Here is a 21650-nt window from a genome sequence, read left to right as displayed (position 1 = left end):
ATTTACGCTGCTACGCTTATATAAACTTTGTTTCCCCTTTCCCCTTTATATAGAAGAAGACGACCGTCTATGCCCGGTCGTCTTTTTAAATTTTTCTTTCCTTCAATTCTTTTAAAAGCTGTATCAGTTCAGCTTGTTGTTTTATATTCTTACGACCATTTCGATTAATTGCTGCAAGCTCGCAGGCAACTCCAGCAGCAAAGAAAAACAATAAACTTTCTAACATATAAAATCCTCCAGTTGCCTATTAAACAGCTTGACGCAATTGCTCTTCTTGTAAAACTTGTTTATTTATATTTTCTTCTTTTCTCTGACAAACATTATTACGAATAAGCGCTACAATAACAAATAATGTTCCTACAATATCAAATGTTGTTATTTTATACCCTTGCATCATCATAATAACTAACGTAGTAATTGGCACAAAGTTAATAAATAAAATACCATTAATTGATGATAAAATTTTCACACCGTAGTTCCAAGCAAGTAGTGCTACGATACCTGGTAATGTCATCATAAATAACAAATCATACTTCACAACAGAAATCGTTCCCATACTTGGAACTGATACATATCCAAGTGAGGTAATGATCATAGTTATAATTCCTGTAACTGCTGTCCCAAATACACAAGTTAATGTTGAATAACGTAATGTTGACCAATCGCTACACGTTTGACCACCCATCGTATAAATAACCCAGCCTACAACACCAACAAATATAAATGCTAGTGAAAACATATTATCTTTCAATGTTAAAAAGAAACTCATGTCACCTTTCGTAATAACAAACACTGCTCCTACAAAAGCAATACACATGCTCGTTATCATATACTTTTTCGGTTTTATATTTTTATATCCCCATAGAATACAAATGGAAATCATCGGCATAAGCGCCTCCATAATAGAAGCTACCATTACACCTGATTTTCCCATTAACATTTGCCCTAGAAAAATTAATACATTATATACGGTAAACGCCATCGTTCCAAAAAAGACGAGTAACTTTCCTCTTCCTTCTAAACGAAATGCTTTCTTTCCTTCTTTCATTAACAATAATACAATCAGCACTATTGCTACCGCTCCATAGCGAATAAGTGAAAAATAAAATGGATCTATGTATTCTAGTGCATGATCAGCAACAGGAAACATTGCTCCCCATGACATACTTGCAATTAAACATGCCAACGCACCTATTATCATTTGACTTCTTCTCACCGCAATCCCCCACTTCTTTCTATTTGCACAAAGAGAATTGTAAAAGAAAAAATATATCACGTAAAATGATTCAAAATGATGTTAACTATCATTTATAATGATAGTTAACATCAAGGGGGAGCATAAAATGGAATTAAGAGACTTACAAATCTTCCAGAGCGTTGCCGACCGCGGTAGTGTAAGTGGCGCAGCAAAGGAATTAAATTACGTACAATCAAATGTAACCGCACGTATTAAACAATTAGAAAACGAGCTAAAAACACCGCTCTTTTACCGTCATAAACGAGGCATGACTTTAACAGCTGAAGGAAGAAAAATGCTCGTTTATGTTCATAAAATTTTGCAAGATGTTGAAGAGCTAAAACAAGTGTTTTTAGATAGTGAAACACCATCTGGTATATTAAAAATTGGTACAGTCGAAACAGTAAGCACATTGCCGACCATTTTGTCTTCTTACTATAAGAGCTATCCAAATGTCGATCTATCATTACAAGCTGGTCTAACAGAAGAACTTATTAGAGAAGTAATCGATCACCAATTAGATGGTGCATTTATATCAGGTCCTATTAAACATCCATTAATTGAACAATACGATGTTAGCACCGAAAAATTAATGCTTGTTACACAAAATAAAGCTTTTCATATAGAAGAATTCACTACGACGCCCCTACTCGTTTTTAATCAAGGATGTGGATACCGTTCCAAGCTAGAACGTTGGCTTAAAGATGAAGGTTTGCTACCAAAAAGAATTATGGAATTTAACATATTAGAAACCATATTAAATAGCGTAGCGCTCGGTCTTGGGATTACACTCGTCCCCCAGTCTGCAGTGCAGCACCTTTCTAGAGCAGGTAAAGTACACTGCCATCCAATTCCGGAGAAATACGGTAGTATTTCAACTGTTTTCATACGCCGTAAAGATAGTTACATGACCAATTCGATGCGTAGCTTTTTAAAAACAATTGAAGAGCATCATCATATCAATATGCTGTGAAGGACATTCTTACACGAATGTCTTTTTTTCTTACAAAAGTGTAAGTCTCCCGTAAGCTAATTCGATAGTTGCAGGCGGCCATATTTCATATAATTAAGACAGAAATTAGGGCAACAACAATTCGAAAAGGAGCGGATACGCATGATGAACAAAATGAAAACAAACAAATTTTTCAATACAATGGGCATGGTGCTATCCGCACTTATCGATGCAAAAGCAGTTGCAACTACATTAAACAAATAAGGAGAGATTATTATGAACAATATTACATTTAACAAATCAGACTTTATCGGACTCGCAAGTGGCGCAGCTCTTCTTACAGCTTTCATTTACACACTTGCTCAAAGTCTTGTTTAACACTTTGTTTCCCCAACCCCTTTATATATAGAAAAGGCTGCTCGTCTTATAGACAAGCAGCCTTTTAGTTTGTTTCATATATAATTTGGCCTGTTTTGCTTATATCATATCCACCAATTGCTTTTAATTCATTGTGAAACTCCTCAGATTGCAAAATCCCTTTTATAACCTCAATAAGTTCCTCATTTTCTTTATTCTTCAGAAGTACTAAATCATACTGCTCTTTCATTATCGGAATAAAGTCTACGTTCATAATTTGGGAAAACTTTTCTGAACCTACCCCAACATCAGCTTTTCCATTCGCGACTTGCGAGGCAACACCAAGATGATTCGATTCTTCCCATTCATACCCGTTAATATCTTTACTTAATTTTTGAATTCGCAATTGCTCATCCACTAACACCCTAATACCAGAACCTTTTTCTCGATTTACAAATCGTATAGATGACTGAGCTAAATCAGCCCATGTTTTTATATTTTGTGGATTCCCTTTTTGCACATAAAATCCAACATTTCTCGCTAATAAATTAATCATAATATATGGTTGTCCAACTAAAATACGTTTTACGTAAGGAACATTATATGTACCTGTTTCGCCATCAAATAAATGCAAACTAACGACGCTTCCTTCTCCTTGGTACATCTTCACTAAACTCGTTAAACTACCTTGATATGCTCTTAATATATTAGAATTTGGTAGACGATTTTCTATATGTTTTGCCAACATATCTAACGTTAGTTCTTGACCACTAATGATGCGTGTATTCGAACTACTAATTTCGTCCTTCTTTACAGAAGTAAATTGCACCTTACCTGTTTTCATTTGCTTGATATATTGTTCTAAATCCGCTGCATCAATACGCATTTGTCTACCAACCCTATAAGAAGGAAGTTCTCCTTTTTTAATTAGGTCGTATACAGTTAATTTTGATACTTTTAATCGCTTTGCTACTTCTTCCGTTGTGTAGGAATGATGATCCATAGACGATTCCTCACTTTCTCCCTTCATTGTAACAAAGAAAAGAATATTTCTCCTAGTTTTTAAAAACAACTATATCGTTCAAATTATATTCAATTATAACTAGTTATAATTAGTTATATTTAGTTATAATTAATTTAGTAAACGAAGGGGGATTTTTTATGAACAAATTTACATTACAATCCATTGGGGTACTTATACTTTCTTTTCTTCTTATATTCAGTGTAGCTTGTTCAAGCGAAGAAAAGTCAGCTGCTAAAGAGGGAGAATCAGTGGAGCTGACTATATCAGCGGCGGCAAGTTTACAAGATGCATTAAAAGAAATTGAACAGCAATATAAAGAAAAAGAACCAAACATTAAGCTTTCTTTTAACTTCGGTGCTTCTGGTGCACTTCAACAACAAATTGAACAAGGTGCGCCTGCTGATTTATTCTTCTCTGCAGCAGAAGATAAATTCCAAACCCTTGTTAAAAAAGGATTCATTAATGAAGAAGAAGGGAAAAACCTTCTTGGAAATGAACTAGTTCTAGTCGTTCCAAAAGATAGTTCTCTTACAAAATTTCAAGATTTAAAAGATGAGAAAATCAAGAAAATCGCACTTGGTACACCCGAATCCGTACCTGCAGGAAAATATGCAAAAGCTTCTCTCACACATGAAAATCTTTGGAATGACGTTCAAAATAAAATCGTATTTACAAAAGATGTTCGCCAAGTGTTAACATATGTAGAAACAGGTAATGTTGATGCTGGTATTGTATATAAAACAGACGCTCTCGTTTCAGACAAGGTGAAAATTGTAGAGGCGGCAGCGGCTAATTCTCATGAGCCAATCCACTATCCTTTAGGTGTTATAAAGGAATCTAAGCATAAGAAAGAGGCGACTTCATTCTATGAATATTTACAGTCAAAAGATGCACAATCTATCTTTAAGAAATATGGATTTACACTCCTGCCATAATTGCTATGAGCTTTGATACAATTTTGTCACCTGTCTTTCTATCTTTACGAGTAGCTGCGTGCGCCACCATTATCGTTACGATTTTGGGAACGATTATTGGACGAGCATTAGCGCGCTCCTCGTGGCGATATAAAGTACTACTAGAAACTATTTTCTTATTACCAATGGTGCTTCCACCAACTGTTATCGGCTTTTTTCTAATTATCATTTTCGGAAATAACAGTCCCATTGGAAAGTGGATTGAATCATTATTTCAGCAGTCCATTATGTTTACATCAACTGCTGCTATCATTGCTTCTACAGTTGTTGCATTTCCGCTCATGTACCAATCAGCAAAAACAGGATTTTCTATCGCAAATGTACAAATTGAAGATGGCGCGCGCGATCTTGGTGCAAGTGAATACCAAGTTTTTCTACATGTCACACTCCCGCTTGCATTTCCTGCGTTACTAAGTGGTATGATTTTAAGCTTTGTTCGCGCACTTGGTGAATTTGGTGCAACTTTAATGTTTGCAGGAAATATACCGGGCAAAACTCAGACGATTCCAACGGCGATTTATATGGCTATTGATGCAAGTAATATGCAACTAGCTTGGACACTTGTAATCATAACGATTAGTATGTCCCTTCTATTCTTACTATGTATTCAACTCATTAATAGCAGAATTACTACTTCTTAAAGCAACTTTCGACAAAAGTTGCTTTTTATTTCCCGAAAAATAAAATGATTTGATTAATGACTGAATTTTACCTCTTATTTAAATATACATTTTATTTGAATTCACTTTCTAAAATAGGTAATTTCCTGTTATTATATGAAAGTGTTTCAAAAAATGAAGAAATGAAAACGCATTTATATCGTGAATTCTTCATCCTGTTTTAGCGATCGGTAATCTTCTACTCTATTAGTGGGGCATTACCGATCGTTAGAACGATATGTAATTATATTGGTATAGAAAACCGAAGGGAGTCTTGTAATGGACATTTTATTAGCGCTTCTTCCTGCAATCGCATGGGGAAACATCTTATTAGTAAGCGTAAAAATGGGCGGTGGTGCATATAGCCAAACGGTAGGTATGACAATCGGTGCTCTATTCTTCGCAACAATTATGTATGTATTTACTCAACCAACTTTAACAATGACAGTCTTGATTGTTGGCTTTATTTCAGGTTTATTCTGGGCTTTAGGACAAGTAAACCAATTAAAAACAGTTGAAAAACTAGGTGTTTCAACTACTGTAACTATTTCTACTGGTATGCAACTTGTTGCAACTTCTATCTTTGGAGTTATCGCTTTTCGTGAGTGGACTACTACTACAACGATTGTTCTGGGAACGATTGCAATCCTATTAATCGTAGTTGGTGTAGTATTCACATCACTAGATGATAAAGAAAATGCACAGCCACCAGGACAATTGAAAAAGGGACTTCTTACTTTAATTGTTTCTACTTTCGGTTATCTTGTATATGTAATTATTATTCGTTGGTATAACATTGATGGTTGGTCTGCTATTTTACCACAGGCAGTTGGTATGTTTGTCGGTGCGGTTGTACTGACATCTAAACATAAACCATTTAACAAATATGCAATGCGTAATGCTTTATCTGGTTTACTATGGGGAACAGGAAACTTATTCTTACTTCTTTCATTACCACGTGTTGGAGTAGCAACAAGCTTCCCATTATCTCAAACTGGAATCGTTATCTCAACATTCGGTGCGATTGTCTTCTTAGGTGAAAAGAAAACAAAACGTCAATTGATCTTTATTGCACTAGGTAGTGTTTTAATTATCGGCGGCGCTGTATTGCTTGGTATGACGAAAGCATAAGCTTATAATTTATCAATCCCTGAAGCATAAATGCTTCAGGGATTTTTGATTATAACTATTTTTCAAATATAATAATCTTCATAGCCCTTTTTATATAACCTGCCCTCTCTCCAATTGTATTCCCTCTACTATAAGCCGTTTCTTTTTACAAAATTCTCTTAAAAATGGTATCGTTTTTTATAACATATTCTCATCAGAAAGGAATAAAGGATATGCCTAATAAACATCGAATTTTATTTATTGGTGCCGGTCGTATGGCAGAAGCTATATTTGCTGGACTACTTACAACAAGTAAAGAATACATCGAAGAAATTATTGTTTCCAACCGAAGCAACAGAGAAAAACTAACGCAATTACAAACTCAATATGATCTCTCGATTACAACTGATTGGAAGCAGCATATTAAATCTGTAGATACAATTGTTTTAGCAATGCCGCCTTCTGCACATGAAGAGCTATTAGCAGAGTTATCTCCGTTAATATCAAATCAACTTGTTGTAACAGTAGCTGCTGGCATTGGCCCATCTTATTTAGAAGCTAGACTCCCAGAAAACACACCTGTTGCCTGGATTATGCCTAATACAGCTGCTGGCATTGGAAAGTCTATCTCCTTATACACGACGGGAAATTCCGTAGATGAAAGACATCATGAAACGTTACAACTTCTTTTAAAAGGTATTGGTACCTCACAGTTTTGTACCGAAGAGGAAGTTCACCAACTTACCGCAGTTACTGGTAGTGCACCTGCTTTTCTCTATCACTTTGCTGAAGGTTTAATTGAAGCAACGAAAAGCTATGGTATTGATGAGGAAACAGCAAAACACCTTGTCATTCAAATGATTGCTGGCTCTGCCGCTATGCTCCAGCAAAATCAGGATCCAGCTATGCTCCGCGAACAAGTAACAACACCAGGAGGTTCAACGGCTGAAGGCTTAAAAGTTCTATATGAAAATAATTTTTCAGAAGTCATTCAACAAGCAGTTGAAGCGACCAATAAAAAAGCTAGGGGGAATTAATATGACTTTAACAAGTTTAAACGACTACACAACATTACATAACGGCGTGAAAATGCCTTGGTTCGGCTTAGGTGTTTTTAAAGTAGAAGACGGATCAGAAGTAATCGATTCTGTAAAAGCAGCTATTAAAAATGGATACCGTAGTATCGATACTGCTGCCATATATAAAAACGAAGAAGGCGTTGGACAGGCAATTCAAGAATCTGGTATTCCTCGTGAAAATTTATTCATCACTTCAAAAGTGTGGAATAGTGATCAAGGTTACGAGTCAACATTACAAGCATTTGAAACTACATTAGAAAAATTAGGTCTAGAATATTTAGATCTATATTTAGTACATTGGCCTGTAAAAGGAAAATACACTGAATCATGGAAAGCTTTAGAGCAGCTTTATAAAGATGGTCGTGTTCGTGCTATCGGTGTGAGTAATTTCCATATTCATCATCTGCAAGACGTATTTGAAATTGCAGAAATTAAACCAATGGTTAACCAAGTGGAATACCACCCACGTTTGGCACAAGAAGAACTACATGCTTTCTGTAAAGAACATAGCATTCAACTTGAAGCTTGGTCACCATTAATGCAGGGGCAGCTACTTAATCACCCAACATTACAAGAAATCGCTACAAAATATAATAAATCGACTGCACAAGTTATTTTACGTTGGGATCTACAAAATGAAGTTGTAACAATCCCTAAGTCTATTAAAGAACACCGCATTATTGAAAATGCAAACATCTTCGATTTTGAATTAAGCTCGGATGATATGAAAGCAATTCAAGCTTTAAATGAAAATCATCGCGTTGGTCCAGATCCAGATAACTTTAACTTTTAGTAAGGAAACCACTGCCATATGCAGTGGTTTTTTTATTTTCGATAAAACTGAAAATTTAAACTATATCCCATTCGATTGACACTTCATTATCCAAGGTGTAATATTTTGAATTATCAAAGAAACACAAAAATTAATAAAATTTATTTGTTTACTCATTGTATCAAGAGAGGTGGAGGGACTGGCCCTTTGAAACCTCGGCAGCAGGTTCATTTTGAATACTGTGCCACTTCCTGCAAGCTTTGTGCTTGAAAGATAGAATGAGGGACTTCGTTTATATACGGGTGCATAACTTGTACGTAGAAATCCCTCTTTCTCAATACGAAAAGAGGGATTTTTTGTTTTTCATTTCCCTCATCATCATCCAATCTTATTAACTATTTAGGAGGAAAATCAAATGAAAAAGAAGTTTGTACCCGGTATTGCATCAGTTGTAGGAGTAAGTATTTTATTATCTGGTTGCGGTAGTTATAAAAACGAAGCGAGCGGAGCAAATGCAAAAGATGAGGCACCTAGTAAACAAGTTTTAAACTTATCTTCACCTACTGAGATTCGAACAATGGATACGGCTCGTGCTACAGATACTGATTCTGGTCAGGTAATGAGAAACGTATTTGAAGGTTTGTATAATCTTGGTGAAGGTAACAAACCTGTCCCAGGTGTTGCAAAATCTCATGAAGTAAGTGGCGATAAAACGAAATACACATTCCATTTACGAGATTCAAAATGGTCAAACGGTACTCCTGTTACAGCGAAAGATTTTGTCTTCGCTTGGCAAAGAGCTGTTGATCCAGCAACAACCTCTGAATATGCTTTTTTATTCTTTGATATTAAAAACGCTAAAAAAATTAATAGTAAAGAGCTTCCAGCCGATCAACTTGGTGTAAAAGCAGTTGATGACCATACGTTTGAAGTAGAATTAGAGCGCCCTGTTCCGTATTTTATTAGCTTAACGGCATTCCCAACATTTCTACCAATCAACGAGGAATTCTTTAAAGCACAAGGTGATAAGTACGCTTTAGAAGATAATAAAATCTTATACAACGGAGCTTTTACACTAAGCGATTGGAAGCATGAACAAAGCTTTAAATTTAAGAAAAACTCTACCTATTGGGATAAAGATAATGTCAAACTCGAAGAAATCAATTTCAACGTTGTGAAAGAGAAATCGACAGAAGTAAATTTATTCGAATCCAAACAATTAGACCGTATAAAACTAACATCTGACTTCGTTGATAAATATAAAAAGGATGCTAACTTTAAAGAACGTCCGAACGTAGGGGTACAATTTTTACGTATGAATCAACAAAATAAAATACTTCAAAACGTTTCTGCGCGCCAAGCGATTGATCAAACTATTGATCGAAAATCCTTTGTAAATACGTTATTAAATGATGGCTCTACACCAACCTTTAGTCTCGTTCCAAAAAACTTTGCAAAAGGGCCTGATGGAAAAGACTTCCGTACTGCAAACGGCGATTTAACAAAAGTTGATACAACATCTGCACAAGAATTATGGAAGAAAGCAAAAAAAGAACTTGGTTCTGAAAAGATAACATTAGAATTATTAACAAGTGATGGTGACCTTGAGAAGAAAACTGGTGAGTTCCTAAAAGGACAACTAGAAAAGAATTTAGATGGCTTAACAGTAAATATAAAACCGCAACCACGTAAACAACAAGTTTCACTCTTATTAAAAGGTGACTACGAGATTGGAATTGACGGTTGGAGTCCTGACTTTGCTGATCCAATTACATTCCTTGAATTGTTTACAACGAATAACCCTTACAACTTAGATCATTACTCTAATAAAGAGTTTGATGACACAATTGAAAAAGTTAAAACTACCTTGGCTGGTGACGAAAAAGCTCGCTGGGAAGCGTTACTAGCATCAGAAAAAATATTATTTAAAGACTCTGTTATTGCTCCTCTTTACCAAAAGGGAGAATCTTATTTAGAGCGATCCTTTGTAAAAGGCATTGTGCAAGTAGACTTTGCTGGTCAATTAAACTTCAAATGGGCAAAAATTGAAAAATAAAGTGAAACTTTAATCAGCCCTCACCAATCGGGCTTTTACGGGCAGTTGATCCCCCACCTAACTTCTTTGCTTTCACTGAATTTTGAGGTGGGGATCTTACTGCCCGCAAATAGCGGGATAAAATGCAACTTGGATCATCGTGTTCCCACCCACACCCATTGTTTTTTTAGCAAAATATATTAAAAGCAGATTCCCTGATACGAGGAAATCTGCTTTTTTAATATATTATTCCAAGAAATTAACACTCCACTTTTTATTATTGACATATAGTTCTCTCCAGTGTTAATATTCTAAATAATCAAAGAAACGAAATATTTTACCATCAAAATGTAATGTCTACTAAGTTGAAACATATAACGATAGATTATAGTTCGACTTGTATATACATATAGAACACCCGATTACCTATATACACATATTTATAATAGGTTTTCTCTTCTTCTATAGCTACACTTCAAGACATGGACATTATGACGTTACGAACAACACATTTAGGGAGGAAAGAACAATGAAGAAAAAAGTTGTACCTGTTGTTGCATCTGTTTTAGGGGCAAGTCTACTACTAACTGCTTGCGGGGGAAATAAAGATAATGCAGGCGGAGCAAAAGCGAACGATAAAGCAAATGATAAACAAGCGATTAACTTATCATTTGCTTCAGAAATTCCAACAATGGATGTTGCAAAAGCAACGGACGGGGAATCCATGAATGTAATGCGAAATGTTTTTGAAGGTTTATATGCAATGGGAGAAGATAATAAACCAATTCCTGGTGTCGCTGAATCAGTTGACATTAGTCCAGACAAAACAAAATATACATTCCACCTTCGTGATTCGAAATGGTCAAACGGGACTCCTGTTACAGCAAAAGATTTTATTTTCGCTTGGCAACGTGCCGTTAACCCTGAAACAGCTGCTGAATATGCATTCTTATTCTTTGATATAAAAAATGCAAAACAAATAAACCAAAAAGAAGTAGCAATCGATCAATTAGGTGTTAAAGCTCTTGATGATAAAACTTTAGAAGTACAACTGGACCGACCTGTTCCCTACTTCTTAAGCTTAACGACATTTTCAACATTCTTACCAATTAATGAAGAGTATTTAAAATCTCAAGGTGATAAATACGGTTTAGAAACGAAGCATCTAATTTACAACGGGGCTTTCACATTAGATAACTGGAAACATGAACAAAGCTTCCAATTGAAGAAGAACCCTAACTATTGGGATGCTAAAACTGTAAAACTAGAAGAAATCAACTTCAATGTCGTTAAAGATAAGTCTACAGAAGTTAACTTATATGATTCAGGACAAATTGATCGTGTTGCTTTAACTGCGGAGTTTGTTGATAAGTATAAGAACGATTCAAACTTCAAGGAACGCGCTGAAGTCGGTATTCAATTCTTACGACTAAATCAAAAAAATGCAGTATTAAAGAACCAACATGCACGTCTTGCTATTAACGGAGCAATGAATAAAAAGGCTTACGTAGAAACAATTTTAAATAACGGTGCAATCCCAGCCGAAGGAATGGTTCCTGCGAAGTTCGCAAAGAGTCCAGATGGCAACGACTTCCGTAAAGAAAACGGAAACCTAGTTAAAGATGATGTGAAAACAGCAAAAGAAAACTGGAAAAAAGCGAAACAAGAACTTGGTACTGACAAAGTAACAATTGAACTATTAACAAGTGATAATGCTTTAGCTAAAAAGACTGGCGAATATTTAAAAGGTGAACTAGAAAAGAATCTAGATGGATTAACAGTGAACTTAAAGCCTCAACCACGTAAACAACAGTTAAAACTACTATTAAGTGGTGATTACGAAATCGGAATCGATGGCTGGGGTCCTGACTTCGCGGATCCTATTACATTCTTAGATCTATTCACAACAGATAGTGCTTATAACTTCGATAAATACTCTAACAAAGAGTACGACGAGCTTATTCGTAAAGTAAAAACTGATTTAGCTGGTGATGAAAAAGCACGCTTTGAAGCAATGAAGCAAGCTGAAAAAATCTTATTACAAGATGGTGCTGTCGCTCCTTTATACCAACAAGGCCGTTCTTACTTACAACGCGGATTTATTAAAGGACTTGTAACAACTGACTTCGGCGGTGAATTTAACTACAAGTGGACAGAAGTTGCAAAATAACAAACGCTAGTAAAAAAGGTATCCACATAAAGGATACCTTTTTTACTTTATACGTCTTTAGATACAAAACCTCTTCCCTTTACTATTCCTTTTATACCTATAGTGATTCCCGCTACCAATTATGTAACTAGTATAATAAATAATAACGAAATAATATTTTTCTCTAAATTAACTCCACCAAATATTATTGTGTAATAACCATTCGCTGCGTATGTTGCGGGAAATAATCCCGAACGGCAAACCTGTTTTTCCAATGCAGTGATAAATACATATGTATTAATACTAAGAAGACTAAAAGGACGATTATCAACTCTCTTCATAGCTCTCTTTTTGTATTGAACCAAAACTCATCATAAATATAACCATAAACATCAAATATGTTCTCCACGTCAAAGAAGGTATATGCCCTGACCAAAGATAGCTAATTAAATAGTTAATTCCCATAATACAAGACGATACTACTAAACTAATACTTATTAGTTTTACATATTCGAGCATATCTTTTCTCCTTACTTTTTAATTTTCTATTTCTTCAAATTGCAGATTCACCGGCTCTTCTAGGAGTGTTTCATAAAAGTTTTCTGCCAAATCTGTTGAAGGAATTTTTTCATCTACTTCATCAAATCGAATACTATCTAGCCACACACAACCTTCTCCTGATAATAAAACACCAAATGCAATACCAAGTGCTTCTTCTTTTATATCTAATACAACCGAGTACGATTGCCAGTTATTCGTATTTTTGATTGGGCGATTTTGCATGTTATCCATAGCAAGTGGCTCTGTATCTTTTCCATCTACTCGCATCCATAATCCCGCCCAGTCTCTTACACTCTCACTCTTAATAAATGCTGTTAAACGTAATCTCTTACCTACATATTTATCCGCTCGGAACATTTGCATTAATGTTGAAAACCCTCCGTGTGTAACGTTCTCTTTTCCTTTTATATATGCAGATACTTTTCCTTGATGAACAACTTCGTAATCTAAACCCATCTCATATTCAGCAGGATGACTTCCACTTAATACCCATCCTTTCGGTATACCTTTTTCCATTGAAACGCCCTCTCTTTCTATATAAAATGACTGGAAATACTTTCGATATTTTTTTGGTGGTAATTGAAACATTCTTTTAAAAGCTCTAGTAAATGCCTCTTGTGAGGAAAAGCCATATTGCACTGCGATATCAATGACTGCTCTTTCAGTCGATACTAAAGCCTGTGCAGCATGAGTTAATCTTCTCTTACGAACATAATCCGTTACACTCATCCCGATATAACTTTGAAAAATACGATGAAAATGGTACATCGATACTGCACCGTGAAATGCCACTCTTTCTGTTGTAAGCTCTTCATGTAAATGATTCTCTATATATTCGATTGCTTTTTTTATCATCTCTTTATATTCTTCATGCATTTCAGTACCTCCTTACAACTTCAATTTACCATATACATACAAATCATTTTTGATTTAAATTGCGGATTAACCCTTAAAGCTATGAGAAAATAATTTATTTTCAACACATACATAATTACATGAAATTGGGAAAAACTTGTATAGAAAGAAGTTACATAAGGAGGAATTTATAATGAGAATTTTACTATCAGCTTTATTAGCTCTTATGCTAGTACCTGCATTAACAGGATGTAAAGCTCCTGCAAAAGAAGATACAACTTCTAATAAAAAGACGACTGAAGAAGCAAAAAATGAGGCTCCTGCAGATTTAAAACTAAACTTTAATGAATTTGATTTAAAAGCAGACTATCAAGATACGAAGAAAGACTACGAAGCTGATTATAAAAATGTAGCAGCGGATAAGAAAATGGAAGCAAAAATTGAAGACCATAAAACAGATGTAAAGTTCACAGGTGACGAGGCTATTACGAAATTAAGCCCTCTTCTACAAGAGCTGAAATTTAGTAAAGATACTCCTGACCAAGAAGTAATCGATCAAGTAGTAAATGTGTTCAAACTTGATAAAGACTACCAAAAATTCGATTTAGAAGTTGTCTTTTCTGATGGAACGAAAAAAGAATATAAACGCGAAATAAAATAAAGAAGTAGGCGGTTGCCTACTTCTTTATTTTTTAATTTTTACGTATCTTAGTTCTGGACTAGAACCGATAATGAATTGGACGCCAGATACTGATGATTTTTGTAAATATGAAGCACTTGGGAAAATAACTGGTATTAACGGTGTATCATCAAACATAATATCTTCCGCTTTATGCAATAAGTCAAAACGCTTATCCTCGTTTTGTTCAACTTCTGCTTCTTTTACTAAAGCGTCGAATTCTTTATTATGCCATTTTGCATAGTTATTCGGACCATCACCTGCATATAAATCTAGTTTAGTAATTGGATCTAATAGAGAGCCGCCCCATCCCATATAAGCTAATTGGAAATCACTTTGCTTATATGTGTCGATGTAACTCTTCCATTCTTTATTTTCTAATTTAATATCTACTCCAAGATTTTTCTTAAACATTTCTTGCATTGCTTCTGCTACTTTTTTATGTTGTGTATCTGTAGTGAATTTTAATGTTACTTCAGGTAATGTAGACCATCCTTGTTCTTTCATACCTTCTTCTAATAATTTTTTCGCTTCCGCTGAATCAAATTTTATGTAATCACCTTTTTCTTTACGGAAATCACGACCACCTTGTGTTTTTGCCCCTTCTGGAACGAATGCATATGCTTCTTGTGCATTATTTTTATACAATTTTTCAACGATAAACTTACGATCAATCGCTAATGAAAATGCTTTACGTACTTTCGCATTTGTAAACGGCTCTTTTTCTACGTTAAACGAGTAAATATAAGATGAGAATCCCGCAACACGTTTATATTCTTTATTCCCTTTTTCTTTCTCAATCATCTCTTGTGGTAAGCCACTTAATAAATCTAATTCTTTTGATTTGTACAATTGATACGCTGTTTTAGAATCTGGAATAATACGAAACTCAATTTCTTTTAATGTTACCTTTTTATCGTAGTATTCTTTATTTTTTTGTACTGTAATTGCTTGGTTATGCTTCCATTCTTTTAATGTGAATGGTCCGTTCGTAATTAACTCTTTTGGATCTGTTTTTAATTTATTGTTATCATCAATTGATTTTTTAGATAATGGAATAAATAATGAACTTGCTAACTTTTGTTTAATAGAAGCAACTGGGTGCTCAAGCGTTACCTTTAATGTTTGAGGATCAACGACTTGAATACCAACTTGGCCTTCTTCACCTTTTCCAGTATTATATGCCTCTGCTCCTTTAATAAAATACATTTCTGTCGCATTCATAGAACCCGTTTTCGGATTTAATAATCGCTTCCATGCGAACTCAAAATCATTTGCTGTAATAGGAGAACCATCTGACCATTTAATATCTTTCTTTAAATGTATTGTATATTCAGTTCCATCAGCATTTACTTCTTCTTTCTCTGCTAATTCATTTTGATATTTCCCGTCACTATCTTGCGTATATAAACTTGAAAACAACTGCCCAATTACATAACCTGACGTGCTATCTGTCGCAATAGCGGAATCAAGTGTATATGGATCACTACTAATATTCGTTACTAATCGATCTCCTTCCCCCTTACCAGCACTTGCCTTTTGCGTCTCTTTCTTACCGCAAGCGACAGAAGTTATTGCTAAAACAGTCATAATGACAAACAGTAAAAACTTCTTCATCCTACATTCTCCTTTAACCTGAAATTTTTGGTGTTGATGCTAATAATGTTTTTGTATAAGAATGTTGTGGATTACGGAATACTTCTTCCGTATTTCCAAATTCAACAAGTTCTCCTTTGTATAAGACAGCCACTTTTTCACATAAATAGTGAACCATCGGTAAATCATGTGCGATAAATAAATATGTATAGCCTTGTTCCTTTTGAATCTTTTGCAGCAAATGTACAATTTGGATTTGCAGTGAAACATCTAATGCTGAAATTGGTTCATCAAGGATTAATACTTCTGGCTCACATAATAGCGCCCTTGCAATGGCAATACGTTGACGTTGTCCACCGCTAAATTCGTGGGGATAACGATCAATATATCGTCTATCTAATCCAACACGCTCTAGTGCATCACCTGCGACTTTATCTTTCAATCCTTTATCGCCTAAACCGAATGAAATATATCCTTCCGTTACGCTATCGCGTACTTTCCAGCGCGGATTTAATGCAGCTGTGGAATCTTGAAAAATAAACTGTACTTTCTGTAAGAAATTCCGCTTATTAGCTGACTTCAGCGTGTGAACAACTTGACCGTTATAATCAATTTCACCAGACGTTGGTTTTTCAATCCCAGCTATGAGCTTACCAAGTGTTGTTTTTCCTGAACCACTTTCTCCGATAATGCCAAGAGTTGTTCCTTTCGGAATAGAAAGTGATATACCTTTTAGCGCCGCAATTTCTTTATTTTTACTTCCATATGTTTTTGTGACTTGTTTTACAGCTATTAAATCTGTCGTCATGAAGCATTCACCTTCTCTTTTGATTTCGCTTTATTATGCTCCAGAATATGCTGCCAGCAATGTGAACTATGCTCCTCAGAATATGTTGTTCTCTCTGGGAAACGATGAATACATTCTTTTATCGCTACTGGACAACGATTCACAAACGGGCACCCAAAACTATTTAACGTTTCAATTGAAGGTGTTGTTCCCTCAATTGCTCTAAGTACCTTTTCTGAATCATCCATATTTGGAATTGCTTGCAATAAGCTTTTCGTGTACGGATGCTTAGGAGAGCCAATTACTTCCCCTATCGTTCCTTTTTCAACAATGCGCCCCCCGTACATAACAACTACTCGGTCAGCTATTTCACGCACAAGTGCTAAATCGTGAGTAATTAATAAAATACTCGTATTTTGTTTTTCTTTTCGCTCTTTTAATAACCCCATAATTTGTTTTTGAATTGTTACATCTAACGCCGTTGTAGGTTCATCTGCAATAACTAGCTTCGGATGACATGCAAACGCAATTGCTAAACAAATACGCTGCCTCATACCTCCGCTCAACTGATACGGATATTGTTCAAAGCGTTTCTCTGCTTCATGTATCCCTAAATCATTTAGTAAGTTAATTGCAATTTCTTTTGCCTCTTTTTTCGATTTCTTTTCATGCTGCACAATTACTTCTGTAATTTGTCTTCCCACCTTCATCGTCGGATTTAAAGATGAAAGCGGGTCTTGAAAGATAAAGGAAATATCTTTCCCGCGAATTTGATTCCATTCTGATTCTTGTAAATCCGTTAATTCCTTTGATTGGAAAGATATATTTCCATCATCAATATGAATCGATTCTTGATTTAAGCCGATAATTGATTGTGCTGTAACACTTTTTCCTGAACCACTTTCTCCAACAAGTGCAACTATTTCACCTTCGTTAATAGAAAAGGAAACATGCTTCACAATTGCTTGCTTACTATTCTCTTTTTCAACGGCCAACGTTACGTTTTCTAAAGATAAGATTTGTGCCATGTTTTTTCTCCTTTCGATTACGTTTTACGATTTTCGGATCAATCGCATCTTGCAAGCCATCACCAATCGCATTAAATGCGAACATGATTAGTGCAATCATGATTGCCGGGAAGAAAAGTTGCCACCATTCTCCGCTTAGTAATGTCCCGAGTGCATCGTTCGTCATCGTGCCCCAGCTCGCTGCTGGTGATTGTACTCCAAGTCCGATAAAACTTAAAAATGATTCTGAGAAAATAGCTGCTGGAATTGTAAATGATAAATTTACGATAATAATCCCTGTTAAGTTTGGAATTAAATGCCCATATATAATTTTCATATGAGGTGTACCTAATCGCTCTGCTGCGATAACAAATTCTCTTTGCTTTAAAGACAAGACTTGTGCTCTAATGAGACGTGCCATGCCAATCCATCCCGTTAACGCAAGGGCGATTATAATTGTAAAAAGTCCTGGTTCCATAACGATTAATAGTAAAATAACAATTAATAAATATGGGATACCGTATAACACTTCAATCCCTCTTATAATCCACTCATCAATTAACGTGCCAAGACGATTACGCCCTCTCACATATCCACTAAAACCTCCGATAAGTACACCAAGCCCTATATCAAGAGCTGCCGCTACCAATCCAACTGTTAATGAAATTTTCCCACCAGCCCAAGTACGCGCCCAAATATCTCTCCCTAAATCGTCTGTTCCGAACCAATGCTCACTACTAGGCGGTAAATTAGTTGCTTCTTTTACTTGTTCACTCGCAGTAAATGACGTTAAACTTTCGCCAATAAGCGAGAAAACAATAATTAGTAATAACGTCACTGCCCCTAAAACTGCTATAGGGTTTGATATAAACTTGCGAAACACTTCCTTTTTTCGGCTAATCGTTTGCTGATCTTTATTTATCGTTAATTCTTTTTTCTCTTCATTCGTTAATAACTGGTCATTAATTTCATAAGCCCCCATTTAAACATTCCCCTCCTTACGTAATAGAACGAATACGCGGATCAACAATACGATGAATGATATCTGTAATAAAAATACATACAATTAATAGCGAACTATAGAAAATGGTTGTTCCCATAATTACCGGATAATCTCGGTTAAAAATACTATCTACAAAATATTTTCCTAAACCAGGAATTGAAAAGATTTTTTCAATAACGAAAGTTCCTGTTAAAAGTCCAGCCATTAATGGGCCAACAAATGTAAGTACCGGAACAATTGCATTTCGAAGAGCATGTCTTATAATGATTTTCTTAATTGGTATACCTTTCGCTCTCGCTAGCTTAATATAATCACTCTGCAACACTTCAATCATATTAGAGCGAACAAATCTTGTAATAACTGCGATTGGCCCGAGCGCTAATGCGAAAGAAGGTAATACAGTATGCTCAAACGTTCCCCACGACGCCACTGGTAGTAATTCAAATTGGATGGCGAATACTTGTATAAATAGTGGCGCTAAAATAAAACTAGGAATAGAAATACCGAGAATCGCAAGCAAGCTCACACTATAATCAATCACTTTCCCATGATATAGCGCGGCAAATGTACCTGCGGCAATTCCGACTAACAATGAAATAACAAGTGCTTGTAAACCAATAATTGCCGACGGTCCAAAACCAGTTGTTATAATTTCCGATACACCTTGACCTGTTGATTGAACAGATTCACCAAAATCAAAATGAACTACCCCATCCAAATAAGCAACATACTGATTCCATAACGGTTCATCAAGGTGATACTTAGCTCTCATGTTTTGTATCACTTCTTCAGGAAAGATTTTCGCATCTGACGAAAATGGATCCCCTGGAATAATATGCATAATTAAAAATGTTACTGTCGTAATGACTCATAGCGTAAACACCATAACCGATAGTTTTTTAATAACATACACTTCAATAACCCCCTAAACAAATGAATTTACTTTGTTTTATTGACATATTTGTTCCTATTACTCCTTTTCCACTTCTTAAAACACAAAAAGCCTTGATCTTAAAAAATAAGATCAAGGCTTAATAAAACTATGCCCATCACTTATCTTTCAAGCCTTGCTTGCTGGAATTAGCACGGTGTTCTATTACAGAACCCGCTGCTGAGGTGTCATAGGGCCAGTCCCTCTACCTCTCTGGATAAGTAAATTGCTATATTATTATTTGGTTCAAATTGTATATTTTGAATTATAATTCTGAAAAAATGAAAAGTCAATCTAATTGGATATATTTAGAAAAATCAGTTTTTGATGGCATTATTTCTTAAAATCACTACTTTAACTTATAATAAAGGTAATTACTTTAAAGGAGTTATAAGATGGATCCCTTACTTCTGGCTACTATAGGATTGCCATTAACAATTGTCATACTCGTTATCATTGGTTTCTATAAACTCTTCATTAAAAAGAAACGTATCACTTCTTTTTATACACCCTTCGATAATATTACTGGACAAACAATTTCAGAATTTCACGAAGAGCAGAAGGTATTAGTATGCGAGGATGAAGACGGAGACGGTAAGAAGAAAAAATAACCTTGCGCATGCGCAAGGTTATTTTTTCGTTTCTGTTTGAAAACGTTTATAGTATGTCGATGCTGTTGAAAAATTAATTTCTATATCACGAATCAACGATGAATCTTCTTCTTTAGCTAACTTCTGTAATTTTTTCATCGCTTGTTCTGATTCATTTAAGAAACCAACATACATTTCATGTTCTTGTTCTTTCGACTTCGGTACATGAATTTCTTTACGCATATGATCTATATCTTCTAACATGCCCGTTGTTACATTTTGCACGTCTTCCTTAAATTTAGCATTAGTTATTTCCTTACCGCCCTTTTCTTTTGCCACTTCAAATAACTGTAACGCTTTATTAATTTCCTTGTTCATCTTCGCATCATACTTTTCATGTACCTCACGATACACTTTCGTATCTTCTGTCTGTTCAGTAGATTGCTCTACCTTTTCTTTCGGTTCTTTCGTATCTTTCGTGTCTTTATTTCCATTACATCCCGCTAGAAGGAGCATACCCCCAAGCATTGCAATACCGAAAACCTTCTTCATCTCTTATTCTCCTTTTATCTACATCTACTACGAATTACAGTTTCTCTTATCTCCACTTGTTTTATTATACCGAGAACGTCCTAAATTTTGCACTTAAGATGATCTCTTAATAAATATACCCACATTTTTGTCACATTATCGTCACTTTATGCAAGTAACTTCTCCATCACTTCACTACTCTACCTTACAAAACTGTAAGCACTCATAGAGAACAAACCATGCTAGACTTACATATGCATAACGCAAGCGTAGTTAAGTTTTTAAGGAGAATCACCTATGTACAATACAATACCTTTTATGGGAGAAGATATTCGTGTCCTTATTCGTGAAAGATCACTTCATATTGAAAACACAGAAAACCTTCGCCGCGTATTAAAAAAGCAACATGCTCCATTTAAGTTAGCACAATATTTAAAACAACAACATACAAATCAATTTCATACTGTGCTAAATATATCGGATAAATCATTAACAATCGAGATTATCGGTCATGTCTACATTGGAAATTTTGCAGATGTCTTAAAAGAAATTCCACGCATACCGAAGATTGCTCCTATTATCGTTGAGAGGGCATATAGAATTACAGATCATACTGATATTATTGACTGCGGGGAGAAAGAGGTCGACAGTAACCGCTGGGTATGGGATAAACTTGCTTTCTTATATGATGCGATCATGAATAATATGTATGAGTTATTTCAAAGAAATGAAAAAAAGAGCTGATTCAGAGAAATGTTTGAA

The 21650-nt window shown here is 35.2% G+C and carries 23 protein-coding genes and 2 riboswitches; of the genes, 12 read left to right on the top strand and 11 right to left on the bottom strand.

The window, feature by feature from the left end; all coding sequences use genetic code 11:
* Positions 1–85: 85 nt before the first annotated feature.
* Complete coding sequence (locus V7038_RS11050) at positions 86–226, bottom strand: YrzO family protein (RefSeq protein ID WP_199661708.1); 141 nt, start codon at positions 224–226, stop codon at positions 86–88.
* Positions 227–247: 21 nt separating this feature from the next.
* Positions 248–1216: a DMT family transporter gene (locus tag V7038_RS11045; protein WP_283747252.1), complete on the bottom strand. Its 969-nt coding sequence runs from the start codon at positions 1214–1216 to the stop codon at positions 248–250.
* Positions 1217–1343: 127 nt separating this feature from the next.
* On the opposite strand from V7038_RS11045, the gene V7038_RS11040 reads away from it, so the two are divergent.
* Both V7038_RS11040 and V7038_RS11035 read left to right on the top strand, forming a co-directional pair.
* Complete coding sequence (locus V7038_RS11040) at positions 1344–2210, top strand: LysR family transcriptional regulator (protein ID WP_199661706.1); 867 nt, start codon at positions 1344–1346, stop codon at positions 2208–2210.
* 255 nt (positions 2211–2465) lie between these two features.
* Complete coding sequence (locus V7038_RS11035; RefSeq protein WP_002091422.1) at positions 2466–2567, top strand: DUF3948 family protein; 102 nt, start codon at positions 2466–2468, stop codon at positions 2565–2567.
* A gap of 64 nt (positions 2568–2631) precedes the next feature.
* On the opposite strand, the gene V7038_RS11030 is transcribed toward V7038_RS11035, so the two are convergent.
* Positions 2632–3576, bottom strand: coding sequence for a helix-turn-helix transcriptional regulator (locus V7038_RS11030; RefSeq protein ID WP_283747253.1), 945 nt, complete (start codon positions 3574–3576; stop codon positions 2632–2634).
* Between the two features lie 131 nt (positions 3577–3707).
* Between V7038_RS11030 and modA the strand changes: the two genes are divergently transcribed.
* The 7 genes from modA to V7038_RS10995 all read left to right on the top strand — a co-directional run bounded on the left by modA (position 3708) and on the right by V7038_RS10995 (position 12369).
* Positions 3708–4505 carry a molybdate ABC transporter substrate-binding protein gene (gene modA / locus V7038_RS11025; RefSeq protein ID WP_283747254.1) on the top strand — a complete coding sequence of 266 codons (798 nt, stop codon included), beginning with the start codon at positions 3708–3710 and terminating at the stop codon, positions 4503–4505.
* 5 nt (positions 4506–4510) lie between these two features.
* On the top strand, positions 4511–5185 hold the full coding sequence (modB, locus tag V7038_RS11020) for a molybdate ABC transporter permease subunit (RefSeq protein WP_002151307.1): 675 nt from the start codon (positions 4511–4513) through the stop codon (positions 5183–5185).
* A gap of 297 nt (positions 5186–5482) precedes the next feature.
* A complete protein-coding gene (locus tag V7038_RS11015) occupies positions 5483–6334 on the top strand; it encodes a GRP family sugar transporter (RefSeq protein WP_002113377.1) in 852 nt (283 codons plus the stop codon).
* 212 nt (positions 6335–6546) lie between these two features.
* Positions 6547–7350: a pyrroline-5-carboxylate reductase gene (gene proC, locus V7038_RS11010; RefSeq protein ID WP_002113376.1), complete on the top strand. Its 804-nt coding sequence runs from the start codon at positions 6547–6549 to the stop codon at positions 7348–7350.
* A gap of 1 nt (position 7351) precedes the next feature.
* Positions 7352–8185, top strand: coding sequence for an aldo/keto reductase (locus V7038_RS11005; protein ID WP_335470192.1), 834 nt, complete (start codon positions 7352–7354; stop codon positions 8183–8185).
* A 154-nt stretch (positions 8186–8339) separates the two neighbouring features.
* Positions 8340–8444: riboswitch (SAM riboswitch) on the top strand.
* 135 nt (positions 8445–8579) lie between these two features.
* Positions 8580–10220, top strand: a complete 1641-nt coding sequence (locus V7038_RS11000) for a peptide ABC transporter substrate-binding protein (RefSeq protein ID WP_002202031.1) — start codon at positions 8580–8582, stop codon at positions 10218–10220.
* 508 nt (positions 10221–10728) lie between these two features.
* Positions 10729–12369 carry a peptide ABC transporter substrate-binding protein gene (locus V7038_RS10995; RefSeq protein WP_071151005.1) on the top strand — a complete coding sequence of 547 codons (1641 nt, stop codon included), beginning with the start codon at positions 10729–10731 and terminating at the stop codon, positions 12367–12369.
* A 306-nt stretch (positions 12370–12675) separates the two neighbouring features.
* On the opposite strand, the gene V7038_RS10985 is transcribed toward V7038_RS10995, so the two are convergent.
* Positions 12676–12867 (bottom strand): hypothetical protein, encoded by a 192-nt coding sequence (locus V7038_RS10985; protein ID WP_002159572.1) that lies wholly within the window; start codon positions 12865–12867, stop codon positions 12676–12678.
* A gap of 18 nt (positions 12868–12885) precedes the next feature.
* Positions 12886–13785: a helix-turn-helix transcriptional regulator gene (locus V7038_RS10980; protein ID WP_002113371.1), complete on the bottom strand. Its 900-nt coding sequence runs from the start codon at positions 13783–13785 to the stop codon at positions 12886–12888.
* Between the two features lie 172 nt (positions 13786–13957).
* Between V7038_RS10980 and V7038_RS10975 the strand changes: the two genes are divergently transcribed.
* Positions 13958–14425 (top strand): YusW family protein, encoded by a 468-nt coding sequence (locus V7038_RS10975; protein WP_199661701.1) that lies wholly within the window; start codon positions 13958–13960, stop codon positions 14423–14425.
* Positions 14426–14449: 24 nt separating this feature from the next.
* Here the strand turns inward: V7038_RS10975 and V7038_RS10970 are convergent, their stop codons facing one another.
* From V7038_RS10970 to V7038_RS10950, 5 genes are read right to left on the bottom strand one after another with little or no spacing between them, the layout of a single operon-like run.
* Positions 14450–16060, bottom strand: coding sequence for a peptide ABC transporter substrate-binding protein (locus tag V7038_RS10970; RefSeq protein ID WP_335470190.1), 1611 nt, complete (start codon positions 16058–16060; stop codon positions 14450–14452).
* 13 nt (positions 16061–16073) lie between these two features.
* The gene (locus V7038_RS10965) at positions 16074–16847 is read right to left on the bottom strand and encodes an ABC transporter ATP-binding protein (RefSeq protein WP_070127835.1); all 774 of its coding nucleotides are present in this window, start codon (positions 16845–16847) and stop codon (positions 16074–16076) included.
* Positions 16844–17854, bottom strand: a complete 1011-nt coding sequence (locus tag V7038_RS10960) for an ABC transporter ATP-binding protein (protein WP_002113364.1) — start codon at positions 17852–17854, stop codon at positions 16844–16846. The genes V7038_RS10965 and V7038_RS10960 overlap by 4 nt, the downstream gene beginning before the upstream one ends.
* The gene (locus V7038_RS10955; protein ID WP_335470188.1) at positions 17811–18815 is read right to left on the bottom strand and encodes an ABC transporter permease; all 1005 of its coding nucleotides are present in this window, start codon (positions 18813–18815) and stop codon (positions 17811–17813) included. Before V7038_RS10955 ends, V7038_RS10960 begins: the two co-directional genes overlap by 44 nt.
* Before the next feature lie 16 nt (positions 18816–18831).
* The gene (locus V7038_RS10950; RefSeq protein WP_335470196.1) at positions 18832–19701 is read right to left on the bottom strand and encodes an ABC transporter permease; all 870 of its coding nucleotides are present in this window, start codon (positions 19699–19701) and stop codon (positions 18832–18834) included.
* A gap of 185 nt (positions 19702–19886) precedes the next feature.
* Positions 19887–19991, bottom strand: a riboswitch (SAM riboswitch).
* Between the two features lie 171 nt (positions 19992–20162).
* On the opposite strand from V7038_RS10950, the gene V7038_RS10945 reads away from it, so the two are divergent.
* Positions 20163–20378, top strand: coding sequence for a DUF3951 domain-containing protein (locus V7038_RS10945; RefSeq protein WP_000371385.1), 216 nt, complete (start codon positions 20163–20165; stop codon positions 20376–20378).
* Between the two features lie 18 nt (positions 20379–20396).
* Here the strand turns inward: V7038_RS10945 and V7038_RS10940 are convergent, their stop codons facing one another.
* Entirely contained in the window at positions 20397–20909 is a 513-nt protein-coding gene (locus tag V7038_RS10940; protein ID WP_002113360.1) for a hypothetical protein, read from the bottom strand.
* A 276-nt stretch (positions 20910–21185) separates the two neighbouring features.
* Between V7038_RS10940 and V7038_RS10935 the strand changes: the two genes are divergently transcribed.
* On the top strand, positions 21186–21632 hold the full coding sequence (locus V7038_RS10935; protein WP_002113359.1) for a hypothetical protein: 447 nt from the start codon (positions 21186–21188) through the stop codon (positions 21630–21632).
* Positions 21633–21650: the final 18 nt, after the last annotated feature.

The organism is Bacillus sp. JJ783, from assembly GCF_036963225.1.
In the GTDB taxonomy this organism is placed as follows: Bacteria; Bacillota; Bacilli; order Bacillales; family Bacillaceae_G; genus Bacillus_A; species Bacillus_A cereus_U.
Note: the sequence above shows the minus strand (reverse complement) of the source record. Positions and strands in the feature narration are given on the sequence as shown.